The following is a 15879-nucleotide window of genomic DNA, read 5'->3' as shown; positions in this document are numbered from 1 at the left end:
TTGCCTGCCAGTGCACTGGATGTCCGGGCCACGCAGGGACGTCGCCACTACCGCCAGGTAGGCGGAGGTGTTCCATCGAGGGGCCGGGCGGCCGCCCCTGATGGGCGAATACGGATGAGTGGCAAGACCTCTGGCCCGCATCATAGTTAGGAATCCATGGCACCGTGATGCGGGAAATAGAGTGTGAAAGTAGTTCGTGCCCCGTCGCTCACGACGTCGACTTTGCCGTGATGCAACTCCATGATGGATTTCACGATGGCCAGGCCCAATCCGGCGTTTCTGGCCGCGCCGTGCCGCGACGCGTTGACGCGATAGAACCGCTCAAAGATTTTATCGACATGCTCCGGGGGAATGGCTGCCCCCTGGTTGGTAACCTCAACAACGGTGTATTTCAGGGATGTAGACACAGCGAGTTCGATGGTTGAACCGGCGCGAGCGTGTTCGAGGGCGTTCGACGTCAGATTACTGACAGCCCGCCTGAATAAGGTCGCGTCTGCGTGGACCCGGGCATTCCCCTCGATGGCAATACAGACACCAGCGTCTTCGGCAAGTCCCTGGAAATATGAAGCAAGTCTGCGCAGATCGTTTCCTGCGTCCAGGTCGGTAATCTTGAGATGCTGGTGCGCATTGTCAGTTCGTGCGAGAAACAGCATATTTTCAATCATCCGCTGCAGCCGCTCGCACTCCTCGATGTTGGAGTCGATAAGGGCCTCGTATTCTTCGGCTGTCCTTTTACGCGATAACGTGATTTGCGACGAACTGATGACAGTGGCCAGCGGGGTTCGCATATCGTGCGCGAGGTCGAATGAGAACTGCGAAAGTCGCACGAACGCGCGCTCGAGTCGGTCGAGCATGCGATTCACGGAAAGCGCGAGTTCCCTGAGCTCAACGGGACCTCCCTGAATGTCCAGACGCTCACCCAGATTGTGGGCCTCGATACTCGACGTCTGGTGCCCGATGCTCTTTACGGGAAGGAGCCCGCGGCGCGCGACCGCGTAGCCGAGTGTACCGACGAGCATGGCGCCCACGGCAACAGCCAGCCAGATGTTCACACGATAGCTTTCGAGTAGCGACTGGCGGTCGGTCGCGGCCCGGACGACCGATACATAAACGACTTCACCGGAGGGCAGGGTTTCTTCAGCGACTATGCATCGGGCGCGGCCGATACCCGGTGGAGTGCACGCGTAGGGCACCTGATGTGGGTGGTTGCCGGTAACGACGGATTTGAGTGTCGCGTCCGGCTTGTCGGTGTGTTCGACCAACGGGTTGTCCTGGGCATCGTAGATGCCGAGATAGACACCGGGATGAGACCGCAGTACCTCGTGAAAGACAGCAGGAGCCGCACGCACCGCCTGCGTTGACCCACTGGCGCGCGCGAGCTGCAGGAACTGGCTTAACTTGCCGCCAATCTCGATATCATCGCGTCGTTGTAACTCGGTAGACAGGGACCTGTACAGAAAGGCGCCGGTCAGCGCAAATACCGCCCCCGCAATCAGGGCAAAGGCGAGTGTCAGCCGCCAGAGGAGCGAATACGGAGCAGGGCCGCCGGTCACGAGCGGTCCTCGAGGATGTAACCCATCCCTCGAATCGTGTGAATGAGCTTCCTCTCAAAGGCGTTGTCGATCTTCGCGCGCAGACGCTTGATCGCGGCGTCGACCACATTCGTGTCGCTGTCGAAATTCATGTCCCATATCTGGGAGGTGATGAACGTACGTGTGAGCACCTCGCCCTCGCGCTCGGCAAGCAGCTGCAGCAGGGCAAATTCCTGCGCAGTCAGGTCGATACGGGTGTCGCCGCGCCGCACCCGCCGCTTGATGAGGTCGATCTCGAGGTCGGCGATGAGCAGGATATCCCGCACGATCCGGGGCGCGCGCCGCAGCAGCGAGCGAATGCGAGCCAGGAACTCCGCGTAGGCGAACGGCTTGGGCAGGTAGTCGTCGGCCCCCAGCTCGAGGCCAGCCACCTTGTCCTCAATGGCCTCCCTGGCCGTCAGCAGGAGCACCGGAGTCTGCTTCTGTTCCCGCAGACGCTTGAGCACCTCGAAACCGTCCAGTTCCGGCAGCATGACGTCAAGCACGATGAGATCGAAGTCCTCGTGCACCGCGAGAAACAGGCCGTCTTTCCCGTTCCCGACGATGTCGACCGTGTAGCTGGCCTCCATCAACCCCTTGCGGAGATATGACGCCATTTTCGGTTCGTCTTCGACTATGAGTATCCGCATGGCATTGTTTTATAGGTTATCCGTTCCCGCAAGTGGCAACCTTCCGAGCTTACGGTGATCAGGATGCGCGAAAAATGACCGCTGCATGACAATTTTTTCATAATTTGACGACGGCACAACGCAAGAGCGCGGACAGCAGTGGGACTGCGACGGTGACCAGCAGGATGCCGCCGTCGCACTCCGTGAAAATTCGGTCATTTTGTGACCACGTCACCGTCATGCACGCGACGATAAGCTCCAACCTCATGTAGCGACAGCCTGGCTAAACCGTTACACCCTGTCACCTTCTGATCCTTACAGTGTGAATCGCCACCTGCTAGACTCCGCACCCATGTCGTCCTGGCGCAAACTCTTCATCGTCGTGTTGCTGGCACTAAGCCTTCCGGTTCAGTCGTTCGCGGCTATCTCGATGAAATGTGTTGCCTCCCAGACTGAAGAGGGTGAGGTACCCGTTCGGCAAATGGAGCAGACCGTCAAGGTACGCCATCATGATCTGCACGAAATGGCGCTTGCTGGTGGCGAGTACGCCCATCACCACGACGGCGACGCCTGTCATGCGCACACCTGTTCGACATGCGACTCCTGCTGCTCCGGTCCAGGGTTGCCCGTTGTGCCACGCGCGGAGGCTTCTCCTGCCACGACCCTTGTTGCGGTTGCCATCCCGCCTTCCGCCGGTGTCGTGGCGTTCCTGACCGATGGCATCGAGCGACCCCCTCGATACCTCACCATCTAGTCCCCTGAGTCGCGGCTCCTCGCCGCGGCGATGCTCAATCCGTACTGGCGGCCCGGTGCTGGCCGGCCAGGTGACTCACGACGAGAACATGTATGCGACTGATATCTGCAGTGCTGCTCGGTGCGGCGGCTACCTTGCCGGCGCTCGTGCACGCCACGACAACAATTGCTGAGCCGGCGGACGTTGCAGCCCCGGTGCCGGCCGTTACGGTACCGTCCGCCTTCGAGGGCTACCAACCCTATCAGGACGGCGATGGCCCGACCTGGCAGCAACTCAACCGCACCGTCATGGCCATGCCTCCGAAAGGTGGAGTGAAGCACGAGTCCCCGACGGGCAAGCCGGCCGACAACAAGAATTCGCACCACTCGATGCACGGGGAAGCCGCCAAATGAAGCAACGATTCGTTTCCACCCGGATTGGGGCGGGGATTGCCGTGCTGCTATTCCTCGCCGGTTGTACCACGTTTTCCAGGGACGGCGGGTTCAATACAGTGTCTTCAACCGCCACGGAGCGGCTCGGTAAAGACGCAGTTATTGTCAAAACGGACGCCGACCGGGATGCGGTGGCAAAGCGGACGCAGGAACTGCTTTCGAAACCGGTCAGCATGGACGATGCCGTTCAGGTCGCGCTGCTGAATAACCGCGGCCTCCAGGCCTCCTATGCCGAACTGGGATTATCCGAAGCGGATCTCGTCCAGGCCGGCCGGCTCCCCAATCCGGGTTTCACCTTCAGCCGGACCCGCGCCGGTAACGGCGACCTGAATATCGGCCGGACGTTTTCGGCCAATGTCCTCAGCGTCCTGACATTACCGTTCGCGGCGCATATCGAGGGCCGCCGCTTCGAGCAGACGAAGCTCGAAACGGCTGACGCAATGCTCAAGGTGGCCGCTGACGCGCGCCGTGCCTACGTCAATGCCGTCGCGGCCGGACAAGCCGCGAAGTATGCCGAACAGGTGAAGGACTCGGCGGATGCCGGCGCCACGCTGGCGTTGCGCATGCGCCAGGCCGGCAACTTCAGCCGGCTCGATTACGCGCGGGAGCAGGCTTTCTATGCGGACTCGGTCGCGCAACTTGCCAGGGCACGCCAGCAAGCGGTGGCTGCGCGCGAAAAACTCACGCGAACCATGGGTCTTTGGGGCGCCGGGGCGCAATACACACTTCCCGACCGTCTGCCCGACCTGCCGAAGGAACGCCCCGACCTGAAGGATCTGGAAAGCTTCGCGATGCAGAACCGCCTGGACATTCAGGCGGCGAAACTGCAAACGCAGGGCGTTGCGTCGTCGCTGGGTCTTAGCAAGGCCACGCGATTCATCAACGCGCTCGACGTCGGCTATCTGAACAACTACGAGACCGACAAGGGACATGAGCACGGCTACGAGATCAGTGTCGAGATTCCCCTCTTCGACTGGGGCAGTGCGAAGGTCGCCCGCGCAGAAGCGATCTACATGCAGTCTGCAAACCGGCTCGCCCAGACCGCGATCGACGCGCGTTCGGAAGTTCGTGAATCGTACGCCGCTTACGTGACCAGTTACGACGTAACGAGACACTACCGGGATGAGGTCATACCGCTTCGCAAGACTATTTCGGACGAGCTTCTGCTCCGGTACAACGGCATGCTCGCCAGCGTCTTCGAGTTGCTGGCGGACTCGCGCGAGCAGGTGGGGGCGGTCAACAGCTATATCGATGCGCTGAAGGATTACTGGCTGGCGGAGACCGACCTGCAGCAGGCAGCTGGCGGCCATCTGCCGGGCGCCGGCTCCGGGCCGGGCGCGAAAGCTCCGCCAGCGAAGCCGCATGTACCGGACGACACGCCCACGGGCGGTTCGCCATCCACGACGCAATCCAGCCCGGCCCCAGCGGCGCAGCCCATGCCGGAAACGAATTCGGAAGGTAAATAAATATGGTGTCCCGTCGAAAATTTCTCAGCGGCTCGGGAGCTGCGCTTATGGGCGCGGCCCTCGTTAGCAAGGCCGGCGCTGCATCGCTGCCTGACGCGCTGACGATGGCGAAAGCCGAGACGCAACCGCCGCTCGTGCCACCCGATGGACGTCCGTACACGCCCGTCGCGACATTGAACGGATGGACCTTGCCATGGCGGATGAAAAACGGCTGGAAGGAGTTCCATCTGACCGCGGAGTCTGTCGTGCGTGAAATGGCGCCCGGCATGAAGGCGAACCTCTGGGGCTACAACGGGCAATCGCCCGGCCCGACCATCGAGGCAGTTGAAGGTGACAAGGTTCGCATCTTCGTGACGAACAAGCTGCCCGAACACACGACCGTCCACTGGCACGGCATGTTGTTGCCGAACGGCATGGATGGTGTCGGTGGCCTCACACAACCGCACATTCCGCCCGGCAAGACATTCGTCTACGAGTTCCAGCTTGAGAAGCACGGCACGTTCATGTATCACCCGCACGCCGATGAGATGGTGCAGATGGCGATGGGGATGATGGGCATGTTCATCGTGCACCCGAAGGACCGCAGCGTGATGCCCGTCGACCGCGATTTCGTGTTTCTGATGGCCGCCTACGATATCGACCCGGGCAGCTACACGCCGCGCGTCAACGAGATGACGGACTTCAACATGTGGACCTGGAACTCGCGTGTATTTCCCGCCATCGATTCGTTGCCCGTGCGGGCTGGCGACCGGGTACGGATCCGGTTCGGCAACCTGACGATGACCAACCACCCGATACACCTGCACGGCTACAGCTTCGAGGTGGCGGGTACCGACGGTGGATGGATTCCGCCTGCTGCCCGCTGGCCGGAGGTGACGGCCGACGTGGCGGTCGGGCAGATGCGCGCCATCGAGTTTACGGCGAATCGTCCCGGTGACTGGGCATTCCATTGCCACAAGTCGCACCACACGATGAACGCGATGGGCCACCAGGTTCCCAATCTGATCGGCGTACCGCAGAAGGACCTCGCACAGCACATCAACAGGCTGGTGCCGGACTACATGGCGATGGGCAGTACGGGCGGTGCGATGGGCGAAATGGAAATGCCGCTGCCCGACAACACCCTGCCGATGATGACGGGTACCGGTCCATTCGGTCCGCTCGAAATGGGTGGCATGTTCTCCGTCGTCAAGGTGCGGCAGGGCCTGGGCCGAAACGACTATCGCGACCCGGGCTGGTTCAAACATCCGAAGGGCACCGTGGCTTACGAATACACCGGCGATTTACCGGCGGGCTGATTTTTGTCTGGGCGGACGTGCAGTCCGGCTCGAGTTTTTATTTAACACAGGAGAAAGAGTGATGAAGAACGTATTTGTATCGATTGCAGTTGGCTGCGCGTTGGCAATTTCGGCATCGGCCTTTGCCGCCGGCGAGATGGGCAACATGGATATGAGCGGCAGCAGTGCCAAGCCGGCAGATGAAAAGGCCGCCATGTCCCATGGGGAAATCAAGAAGGTCGATGCCGCAGCCGGAAAGCTGACCATCAAGCATGGTCCGCTGGAAAACCTGGGCATGGATGCCATGACGATGGTTTTCAAGGTCAAGGACCCGGCAATGATTTCGCAGGTCAAGGTCGGCGACAAGATTGATTTCGTGGCCGAGGAAGTGGACGGCGCACTGACCGTGATGAAGCTGCAGAAGAAGTAACGTATGCGGGCCATGGCGGCGCCACGGCCATACCGTTTCACCAACGAATTGAGGACCACACGATATGAAAGCACTGAATCAGAAATGGTTAGTGGGCGTCGCCGCTGCCGCTGCTATTGCACTAGCTCCAGCGGCGGCGTTTGCGCACGGCAAGCTCGAGAGCGCCGAGCCGACAGCGGGCAGCACGGTCGAGGCGGCACCTGACGCGCTGCGACTCACGTTCAACGAAGACCTGGAGTCCACTTTCAGCACGATCAAGGTGACCGACGCAAGTGGTGCACCGGTCGGTAAGGAAAAGGCGAAGGTCGATCCGTCGAATCGGCGTGTTCTGACGCTTGCCGTTCCGAAGCTGTCGTCCGGTTCCTATTCGGTGCAATGGGCAGTCATGACGCAGGATGCCCATAAGACCAAGGGCACATACGCCTTCAAGGTGAAATGATGAACGACGGTTTCCTTGGCATTTTGCGGTTCGCGTCCGTTGCGCTGCAAAACCTCGGCTTTGCGGTACTTGTCGGTGCGCTGCTGAGCGAACGGTGGCTGGCCCGTTCGCCAACCGCCTGGCAGGTGGGCGTCAGTCGCCGGCTGACGCGGGCGTTTCGCGTCGCAGCGACCGTTGCGCTTCTGTCATCGGTGTTTGAGTTCTGGATTCATTGTGCGTTGATGAGCGACTCGACACTTGCCGACGCCTGGCCGGCCGTGCGCTCGATGCTTGAGGGAACCGGCTATGGCCACACCTGGGCTGCCGGCGCCGCGTTCCTGCTCTGCGTAGCCGGCATCTCACTGATGCCGCCGCGAGCGGGCAGCATCCGCTTTCAGCCGGTGCTGTGGCTCGCACTCGCGGGCTTTGCGATGACGCGAAGCAACGCAGGGCACCCCGTTGATGCCGGCGTGCTCAGCGTGCCGGTGTGGGCGGACTGGATTCACCTGCTGGCCATCAGCGCGTGGGTCGGCCTCGTGCTGGTGGCGACCTATGTGGTTGTGCCGCGCTTCTTCAGGGCCCCGGAAAGCGAGCGCACGAATAGCGCAGCGTTCATCCAGTCGCTGTCGGACACGGCGACATTCGCGCTGATCGCCCTGTTCATCACGGGTGCGTACAACGGCTGGCGCGGTGTCAACTCGCCCGGCAATCTGCTGAACTCGGCATACGGGCAGGTGCTGCTGCTAAAGCTTGGCTTTGTATTCATCGCTGCTGCGCTTGGCGGACATAACCGCTTCTTTGAAATGCCCGGGTTGATGACGTCTTTGAAGGACACCGCATCGGCGTCGTCCGTACGACCTCTGAAGCGTTTCGCGATGGTCCTGCACGTTGAGTCGGTGGTGCTGGTCAGCGTACTGGTTGCGGCTGCGATCCTGGTTTCCAGCCCGTTGCCCGGTACGGCCTAGATCGCATCGGAGGAGTTCTTCAGTCCACGCAGATGGTCATCGCCAACAGTTCGATGAAGGCGCCACCCGGCCTTGATTGATTTCAGGCAACGACCATCTTTTACGGGACCCGGCTCTACGTCCGGGTCCTTTTTTTATGTCCCTGCGCTCTGCACTTCAATGAGGTTCGTGGCAGTATCTTTTGGAGTCCTGTGTGAAGACGTCTCACCGCATGGGGCGACGCTGTCGTGCAAGTCGTGAGTATCTGACGAATTGTTCATCTGCTGGCCACGGTCCTGTCAGAGACAGATACCTAAACTGACTCCGTCAAACACTGAAACGGAGTAATTGAATGAAGCTGCTGACCGTTCTTCTTGCTGTTATCGGCATCGCCGCGGCTGCGCCGGCATTTGCAGACGCCAACTACCAATCGGCTGGTGCAACCGGCAGCGATACCGCTGTGGGCGGTGTTTCCGCCGGTTCCTATTCGTCTGGAGCGCGTGGTAAAACACGTGCCGAAGTTCATGTCGAACTGATTCAGGCGCAGAAAGACGGTCTTCTGCCGTTCCGGAAGAACGACTATCCGCCGGGTGCCGAAACGATTCGGCGCAATCAGGAACTGTACGGTCTGTCACACTGAGCGACACGGTTTCGGCTGCATCTGACCACACAGATGCAGCTTTGAAATGATGCTACTAACTTCGTGCCGGGTGCCTCCGTTCGCGGCTCCGGCATCACGGAACAGCTACAACTGTCCCAATCTGCGTTGGGGCGTCTCAAGCCTCTGCCGCATTAACAAACCGCTGGCTGACGCCGGGTCCGACACGCGCAGGATCAGGAGAACCTCGATGGAGTCTCCTACCGCGTCAGTAAGATGTTAACCCATGCGACGCTTCGTCGCCCGTCAGCACAATGCGGGTGCGGTCAGGAAGAACCTGACGACTGACCCTTTGACAGGGCGGTCGTGAGGTGGCTCTCCGTTTCATCATTGAGTCGAGGTGAAAGACGTGCTGCGCAGTAGCAACGAACGAGCCGGCGAGGCAAACCGGGTACCGGGCGGAAGAGTCTGCCGGGCCGTTAGTGAGCGCGTTTGGGGATGCGAATTTGCTCCCGGACTTACCGCGCGCCTCGCTCGACGCTAGTCAAGCGGGCTGACACCTATCATGCGTCGCTACGCCTCAGATACGTTTTCTCCTGTCACCCTGCTCGTTGTGCCGTTCGGCAGCCAGCTGGAGGTGGCGGCGTATGCGTATGCAATGGTGCGCCGAATCGAGCCGTAACGGCCATCGTCTCTGATGGACGTGGCGATCAGCATGATCGGCAGGCGGCTGCAGTTTGGCACGCACACTGCGACAATCCGGCAAAGCCAGGTCGCGCCGTACGGTCAAAGCCGTCGCCGCTCGTGCGGGTCCCGCTGAGTGACATGGTTCGACTGGATCTGGCTGATGCAGTCTTAACGCCGTCATGCATCGCGTTGGCAACCTCTGCGAACAGTCGGGTAGCGCCGTTCGTTCGGCGAGTCATGGCGCGAACCAAAGAGGGAGACTGCTGGGCAGTCACACTGCCGATTTGGTCGCTATGTCAAGCAGTCCTGGTTCCGCGCGATGCGGGTGCGTGGACACACAGACAGTACAATCGCGTCGACGCGATCAGATTTGCGGTTTACGATGTCGAATCCATCGTTCGGCTGTGAGGGATCTCGAGCCAGAAAGGCTGCGGTCTTTTTGCTGACGTGACCCTGAGGCGCGCACGGTACCCACCTGGCGGCCCGGTTTTCTCACGCGACTGACAGTTACCAGCGTCTGGCACACGGTTCCGCGGCGACCGCCTGGCACCATCGAGACAGTTCATTGGAGACACCGTGGCAACGGAGGTATTCGTGAAAGCAGCATTCAGGACAGTGGCAGCATCGGTGATGCTGGTTGTATCCCTGCCGCCAGCAACCGCTGGGACTACGATTCCGAAAGACCCGGGCCAGGCCCTGGAGTCTGCGATAGAAGGTCCGCAGCGCACCCCCGCGTTCAAGCTACGGGACAAGTATCGTCATCCGCGGCAAACGCTTCAGTTCTTAGGCATCAGGCCCGACATGACCGTCATTGAAGTCCTGCCGGGATCCGGCTGGTACACTGAAATTCTGGCACCCTTTCTCAGGGAGCATGGACGGTTGATCGAGGCTGCGCCGCCGGTAACAAGTGCCAATCCGTTTTACAGAAAGATGGGCAGCGCATATGGGCAAAAGCTTGCAGGCAATCCGGGAGTGTTCGGAAAGGTGGAGACGACACCGTATGAGCCGCCTGGTTACATGCCGCTCGGTGGGCCGGCGTCTGCCGACTTGGTCGTTACGTTCCTCAATCTGCATGACTTTGTATATCTGAACGCACACCATGAGACGACTGACGCGGTTATGCAGAGTTTTTTTCGTGCTGCCTATCAGGTACTGAAACCAGGCGGAGTGCTGGGCGTTGTTGAACATCGGGCAAGCGCCGGAGGTGATGTGGCCGGCGCCGCCCTGAATGGCCGCGTCCCACAGGCTTACGCTGTTGACCAGGCTCTCCAGGCGGGCTTCACGCTTTCGGGCACGTCGGAAGTCAACGCCAATCCCAAAGACGATGGAAGTGTTCCGGTCTGGTACCTGCCGCCGACACTCAAGCTGGGGGACAAGGATCGGGAGAAATATCTGGCCATCGGCGAGAGCGACGACATGACGCTGCGGTTCGTGAAGCCGCAGAATTGAAGCCTGTTACGTTTCCTGTCGATTGATCTGCGACCGCGGCCGCAATCGACAGGTGAATATCGGGGCAGGTTAATGTGACCGGGCCGCCGAAGCAGGACCGTTCATCACTCCGGCCCATGGCGTACGTCGTCGGTCAACGGGAAGCGATGTGTGGTGATGTCAGCTGGCCGCCTGGCGTCACATGTTTCCTGGGTGCCAGGCGTATACCCGGGCCGTGCGCGGATGCGAATCACGCGATCAGTACCGGACTGTAGCCAGCTTCCGATACTGCGTGGAGCACGTCTTGCGCTGGCAGCGCCGACGCAACCGTGACGCGTTTTTCGTTGAGATTGACGTCGATCGTCGCGGATGGATCGACATTCTTGACGGCCTTCGTAATGTGGTCGGCACAGTGGCCGCAGGTCATGTCTTTCACTTCAAGTTCCATCCTGTTCTCCATCTGGACTGGGTGAATTGCAGTATGAGCATTCCCACCGCTGGAAGGTCAAGTGGTTTTACGCGTAAGCGCGTATAAGCCGTCGGCCTCAGGTGCTCCATCCAAATGCCTCTGGCAGGATGAGTCCGGCCTCTTCGGATTGACCGGTCATGCTGGCGGAGACGCGGAACGCCTTCGCTGCATCACTGATGCTCATCCTGGACTGCTGCGACCATGCCGGTGGCCATCAGGACCGCGCCTGAACCTTCCGGGTACAGGTCAAGCGATCTCCAGCCGTGCATCGTCAGTGCGGTGATAGACTCACCGGCAAGCCAAAAAAGTCAAAATATGAATAGTCTCCACGCGCTGATCGAACACTGGAAAGCGGACCCCGCCGGGACTTTCCAGACATGGTTTCTCTAGCCTGAGCGGCTCAAGAATTTCCGTTCCATCCGCCAGGGCATCCGGCAGGTCGTCAAGGAAATTGAGTCCGGGGCTTTTGGCAACACATATCGCGGTTCCTCGCTCGAAACGGTCGTTGCATCCGTGGCGGAGCAGCGCCAGATTTTCCGGGGCGCCGACCATGCGTTTTTGTGGAAACCCAAGCTTCGCATCCCGGATATTTATGAGAATTCCGCGAATCAGCGGGCGTTCGGCAAAGCGCTGGACGCGTGCGATTGCTGCAACGAAGCCGATGAGGTTCTCGATGCAATCCGGATACTGGATTCTCACTCACGGCATCAAGGGACTCGGGCCTGCTGTTGCCAATCTGCTTTATTTCATTCATCCCACACATGTCAGTCCGTTCAACACCGCGATCGTGAGAGGCTTCAACGCGGTGATGCACGCGAATATGAAACTGGGGCGCTGGGACCACTATCTGGCGATGCGGCAGCGTATCCTGGAAGTGAATCTCGAGCATCGATCGCTGCTGTCCAATGACCTCGGAGCCATCGCAGGATTCCTGTTTGATGTCGGTATGGATCGATATCCGCTGCCTCCTTCAACCGACGATACCGCGGCGAGTGAGGCCTGGCTGAAGGATCTGGAGGCCGTTCGCGCGCAATCAACCGCGCTTGCCAGACAACTCGAAGCGAACCAGCAACAGGATGCGACCCATACCGAGGTTCAGGGCTGGTTACGCGATCTGGGTCACTCACTTGGGTACATGGTCTGGATTGCCACCAATGACCGTTCGCGTCCCTATGCAGGCGGGAAGCTTGTTGACGGCTGCATATCGGAACTGCCCACATCGCTCAGCATTAACGGGGCGGACACGGTGCCGCTCATCGACGTCATCTGGCTGCATCCCGATCAGACCGTTGTCGCCGCATTCGAGGTCGAGCACACGACATCCATCTACTCGGGCATCGTGCGCCTGCTCGACCTGGCGCTCGGCTCGGTTACCGCAGCGCAGCGTCACCTGTATCTGGTGGCGCCTGACGCACGGGAGGCCGATGTCCGGAGTCAGCTGGCGCGACCGGCCTTCTCCCGTGTTGCGGAACTGGGCATCAAGTACCTGTCATATGGTGCTCTCAAGGAGCACCGTGAGAACATCGCCCGTTTCGGCGCAGGCATGAAACCGATTGAGGCCATCGCGAGGCTTCTCTGAGCCTGAATCCTCCCGACAGGAGCAACGCTCAGGCGGCGGCCAGCCTTCACGGGCTCCGGCACGTGGTCGGCGTCGGGTACGTTAGTTGACCGGTTGCTGCGGGACGGCGTCGAAAGCGGCACTGTCAACTGGTTCGGGATGACCAAAAGGTCATTTCCACGCCATGTCCCGTTCATATGCCGCCCGCCAGAATGAAACCCGGTCGAAATCGCGATCGCCGGTTCCGGCGCTGTTCTGGAGGGGACATATGAAAGTTCAGCTTGTCGCTACCGCGGTGGTCTTTGCGACGCTTGCCACTTCGGCTCTTGCCGACGCTGACCACGACTACCCGAAGGCGGCAACGCCTGCTTTCGTCGTGAAGGATAGCGCGGATATGCCTGCATCGGGATGGCGCGCGCCGGGAGGGCGGGAAACGCCGGTTGGAAAGACACGCGAGCAGGGGCAACAGCGGGCGAGTCAGCCTCAACGAGACACCATTGTGCCGCCAGAAACGCAAACTGACCGTCCCGGTCGGGCGACGACGGAGCGCAATCGCGCGCGTCAGTCGCGCTCAGGCGCAGCGGGCTACCCAGCCTGGTTAGCCGCGCTGCAAACCCATTCTTCCTTTTTGTCGAGTCCATATGCCATCCTTTGTGTGGAGTAAAGTCGCCGTGATGTCGGGCCTGGCAGTGGTGCTTGCCGGCTGCGCGAATTCCTTCGCAACAAAAGAGTCGAGCGTCGTGAGTAGCGATGACTCCAGCACGAGTGCAGCGCGGGCGGTGCAACTACCCAAAACATATCCTTGCCAGTCCCTGCACGTCAAACCACCGAACTGCCCGCCCAGATAGGTGACGGGCGCGGGGGCATCCCAGGGGCGCGCTCGATCATGCCGGAGCCAGGGCCGCTTGCACCAGGGCCTGGCGACTCGTCGGCTTTCGCGCAGCAGGGGATGAGCGAACCTTTGATCGACAAGGATTTTTGCAATCAATCCGCCAGTCGCTGAACGGGCCAGAAGACTACCCCATGGATCATGGCTGCCTGACCGAAAGCTGGCTCCCGGGTCCTTCGCGCGGCCACTTTTTCAGCGACTCTCTGTCCGTACAATGATCTGCGCGAGCGTGTCGCGCTCAATGCGCTCGAGCGACGCACGTGCCATACCAGAATCGTCCGGCGAGCACATCTGATGCGCGAAGCGTGCGTGCAGCCGCCGCGTGATCTGCACGACCCTCGTGCCCGGATCGAAGACATAGTGCGATTCGAAATCGAAGAAGCGATCCTGTACCCTGGAATCCTCAGGCAGGTCAGTCACGCGTAGGGTCTGGGGTAGTGCGATCTGTGCCGTCTCGACGAAGTCGCCGCCAATGCACACCCAGGGCTGTGTGCGTACCGGCTCGGCGAGCCAGCCCTGCACCTGGGTCGCGATCCCACCGGACAGGCTCGACAGTGCAGGCAGGGCGGTCGTGCCGTCCGGCCACACGAAATGATCGAGCGAGCCGGCTATGGATGCGTCAAACGGCCCGTACGTCGCGTCCAGTTCGCCGGTGCGAATCTGCACCGTGCCGCGCAATCCGGTCTGCCGCAGGCGGTCGGTCGCAATCTGCCGCGCGCGCTCGCGTGTAGCACGCCTGAACATGTTGCGTTCCAGTTCCGCGGTCCAGCCCGCGTCCTCGACGTGATAGGTGTAGTCGGCCACGCCGCTGGACGCGACATCGATCTGCAGGCGCGCGACACGCTCCCGTTTCTGCGTCGGGGGCGTGCGCGACAGTACACCCTCGTTCACCAGCAGCGCCGGACGATCCATGATGCCGGCCGGCAGGTAGCCGAATTCGGTGCCGCCGACGGTGGTGTCGGCATACACGCCAAGGTCAGGCATCCAGACAATCGCGTGATTGATGGCGCTTGCGCCGTAACCGGGCACGGACGGCAACGTATAGACCGGGCCGAGACCTAGCAGCACCGGTTCGCTGCGTATCCCGACCGCTGCGAGCAGCGCGCCAAAGAGCGCCACATGGTCCTTGCAATCGCCATAGCGATTGCGCAGTACGTCGGTCACCTTGTGAGGTGCCGCCGCCGTCTCGCCGAGAAAGAGTGCGACGTAACGTACGTTCAGGCGCACCCAGTCATAAATGGCCCGTGCTTTCGCGCGCGGATCAGCGGCGTTCGCTGTCAGCGATCGCGCAAGTTGCGCGACTGCGGGATCGCCAGCGCTCGGGTCGACCGCCGCGATACGGTAGCGCGCGGCGAACGACGCAAAGTCGGGTTCGGTGGACACCATCAGCCGGTCGCCGTAAGTCACGTATCCGACAGCACCGCTTTCGATCGGTGAATAAGAGCCGTGGCTGTAGTCGAATTCGTAGCGCGTGCGGCCGTTCGCCGTAACGGGCGCCAGTGCAACGTAGCCGCGCGCGTCGGCATGAAGCGGCACGTCGTCGGGCAGGTCGAAGATGAGGCGCTGGCTTTCGACGGGCTGGCGCGACGGCTCGACGAAATAACTGAAGAGTCCCGCCTGAAGCGGCTTCGTGCGCGTCTTGCGGAACACAAGACGCGTGCGCGAACCGGCCTCGATGCCGGGAAAGACCACCGTGCGTAGCACGCCGTCCTCGAAAGTCGGGGCACCCGCGGAGCGTGGTTCCTGCACGTCGCGAATCGCTTCCGGACCAACCGCATGAGCGACGCCGTCGCGGTCGATCGTGTCGGCCGCGAGCAGCTCGACCTTCTCGATGCCCTTGTTGAACCAGATATAACGTTGCGCGATATCGTCGATGCCGCTCACGGTATTCGCGCGCAGCGTCGAGTCGTCGTGCTCCTCGACGGAACCGTCGTGCTGGACGACGAAGACATGCACATCGTTCTCCAGCGTCGACGGCGCCTCGTTGCCTTCGTTGGGCAAGGTGGCGGACGCGCTCGCGCCGTACGCCGTCGCGCACGCGCACACCAAGCAGAAAAATCGAACGAATGAGTGCATCGCCTCGGACCTCGCAGCGCGGGTGGTCATCGGAGGGCAATCCGTGCATGAAGCAGCGCCCCCAGCGCGCCAGCGGCGCGGCATTAGGGCAGGGCCGTTCATCCAGCCGGCCGCATGCCGGTCGATGGCGCTCACGCGAGCGTCATCGCCGCCGTCCTTGTGTCGGTCGAACGGACTTCAGGTTCTTTTTCCCGTTTTCCGGGCACATAACATTATTGACCCTGGCGCCGCAGGAAGGTCAAGCATGGCCAGGT

General features: G+C 61.0%; 14 protein-coding genes and 1 pseudogene. 10 read left to right on the top strand and 5 right to left on the bottom strand.

The genetic code is table 11. The annotated features are described in order from the left end of the window. Positions 1 to 146: 146 nt before the first annotated feature. The 3 genes from HV711_RS25070 to HV711_RS25060 all read right to left on the bottom strand — a co-directional run bounded on the left by HV711_RS25070 (position 147) and on the right by HV711_RS25060 (position 2777). Positions 147 to 1553, bottom strand: a complete 1407-nt coding sequence (locus HV711_RS25070; protein ID WP_035482654.1) for a heavy metal sensor histidine kinase — start codon at positions 1551 to 1553, stop codon at positions 147 to 149. Continuing rightward, positions 1550 to 2221, bottom strand: coding sequence for a heavy metal response regulator transcription factor (locus HV711_RS25065; RefSeq protein ID WP_035482656.1), 672 nt, complete (start codon positions 2219 to 2221; stop codon positions 1550 to 1552). Before HV711_RS25065 ends, HV711_RS25070 begins: the two co-directional genes overlap by 4 nt. A 373-nt stretch (positions 2222 to 2594) precedes the next feature. Continuing rightward, complete coding sequence (locus tag HV711_RS25060) at positions 2595 to 2777, bottom strand: hypothetical protein (RefSeq protein WP_035482658.1); 183 nt, start codon at positions 2775 to 2777, stop codon at positions 2595 to 2597. Between the two features lie 269 nt (positions 2778 to 3046). On the opposite strand from HV711_RS25060, the gene HV711_RS25055 reads away from it, so the two are divergent. From HV711_RS25055 to HV711_RS25020, 8 genes are all read left to right on the top strand, one after another. Continuing rightward, positions 3047 to 3346, top strand: a complete 300-nt coding sequence (locus HV711_RS25055; RefSeq protein ID WP_035482660.1) for a hypothetical protein — start codon at positions 3047 to 3049, stop codon at positions 3344 to 3346. Beyond that, positions 3343 to 4851, top strand: coding sequence for a TolC family protein (locus HV711_RS25050; protein ID WP_035482661.1), 1509 nt, complete (start codon positions 3343 to 3345; stop codon positions 4849 to 4851). The genes HV711_RS25055 and HV711_RS25050 overlap by 4 nt, the downstream gene beginning before the upstream one ends. Positions 4852 to 4853: 2 nt before the next feature. Then, on the top strand, positions 4854 to 6149 hold the full coding sequence (locus tag HV711_RS25045; RefSeq protein WP_035482663.1) for a multicopper oxidase family protein: 1296 nt from the start codon (positions 4854 to 4856) through the stop codon (positions 6147 to 6149). 61 nt (positions 6150 to 6210) lie between these two features. Further along, entirely contained in the window at positions 6211 to 6558 is a 348-nt protein-coding gene (locus HV711_RS25040) for a copper-binding protein (RefSeq protein WP_035482665.1), read from the top strand. Positions 6559 to 6622: 64 nt separating this feature from the next. Beyond that, positions 6623 to 6997: a copper homeostasis periplasmic binding protein CopC gene (copC, locus tag HV711_RS25035; RefSeq protein WP_035482668.1), complete on the top strand. Its 375-nt coding sequence runs from the start codon at positions 6623 to 6625 to the stop codon at positions 6995 to 6997. Continuing rightward, on the top strand, positions 6997 to 7941 hold the full coding sequence (locus HV711_RS25030; protein WP_035482711.1) for a CopD family protein: 945 nt from the start codon (positions 6997 to 6999) through the stop codon (positions 7939 to 7941). The genes copC and HV711_RS25030 overlap by 1 nt, the downstream gene beginning before the upstream one ends. Before the next feature lie 331 nt (positions 7942 to 8272). Beyond that, the gene (locus tag HV711_RS25025) at positions 8273 to 8560 is read left to right on the top strand and encodes a DUF4148 domain-containing protein (RefSeq protein ID WP_035482670.1); all 288 of its coding nucleotides are present in this window, start codon (positions 8273 to 8275) and stop codon (positions 8558 to 8560) included. Between the two features lie 1239 nt (positions 8561 to 9799). Next, positions 9800 to 10654, top strand: a complete 855-nt coding sequence (locus tag HV711_RS25020; RefSeq protein ID WP_035482713.1) for a class I SAM-dependent methyltransferase — start codon at positions 9800 to 9802, stop codon at positions 10652 to 10654. A 229-nt stretch (positions 10655 to 10883) separates the two neighbouring features. Here the strand turns inward: HV711_RS25020 and HV711_RS25015 are convergent, their stop codons facing one another. After that, positions 10884 to 11081 (bottom strand): heavy-metal-associated domain-containing protein, encoded by a 198-nt coding sequence (locus tag HV711_RS25015; RefSeq protein WP_035482673.1) that lies wholly within the window; start codon positions 11079 to 11081, stop codon positions 10884 to 10886. Between the two features lie 336 nt (positions 11082 to 11417). Between HV711_RS25015 and HV711_RS25010 the strand changes: the two are divergent. Continuing rightward, a pseudogene (locus HV711_RS25010) lies at positions 11418 to 12681 on the top strand (type II restriction enzyme NmeDI-related protein). Between the two features lie 247 nt (positions 12682 to 12928). Then, positions 12929 to 13324, top strand: coding sequence for a DUF4148 domain-containing protein (locus tag HV711_RS25005; RefSeq protein ID WP_175145293.1), 396 nt, complete (start codon positions 12929 to 12931; stop codon positions 13322 to 13324). Between the two features lie 417 nt (positions 13325 to 13741). Here the strand turns inward: HV711_RS25005 and HV711_RS25000 are convergent, their stop codons facing one another. After that, complete coding sequence (locus HV711_RS25000) at positions 13742 to 15625, bottom strand: DUF3857 domain-containing transglutaminase family protein (RefSeq protein ID WP_035482715.1); 1884 nt, start codon at positions 15623 to 15625, stop codon at positions 13742 to 13744. Positions 15626 to 15879 lie beyond the last annotated feature (254 nt).

Origin of the sequence: Paraburkholderia phenoliruptrix (assembly GCF_902859825.1) — a bacterium.
Classification (GTDB): Bacteria; Pseudomonadota; Gammaproteobacteria; order Burkholderiales; family Burkholderiaceae; genus Paraburkholderia; species Paraburkholderia phenoliruptrix.
The sequence above is the reverse complement of the archived record's forward strand: the minus strand, read 5'-3'. Positions and strand labels throughout refer to the sequence as shown.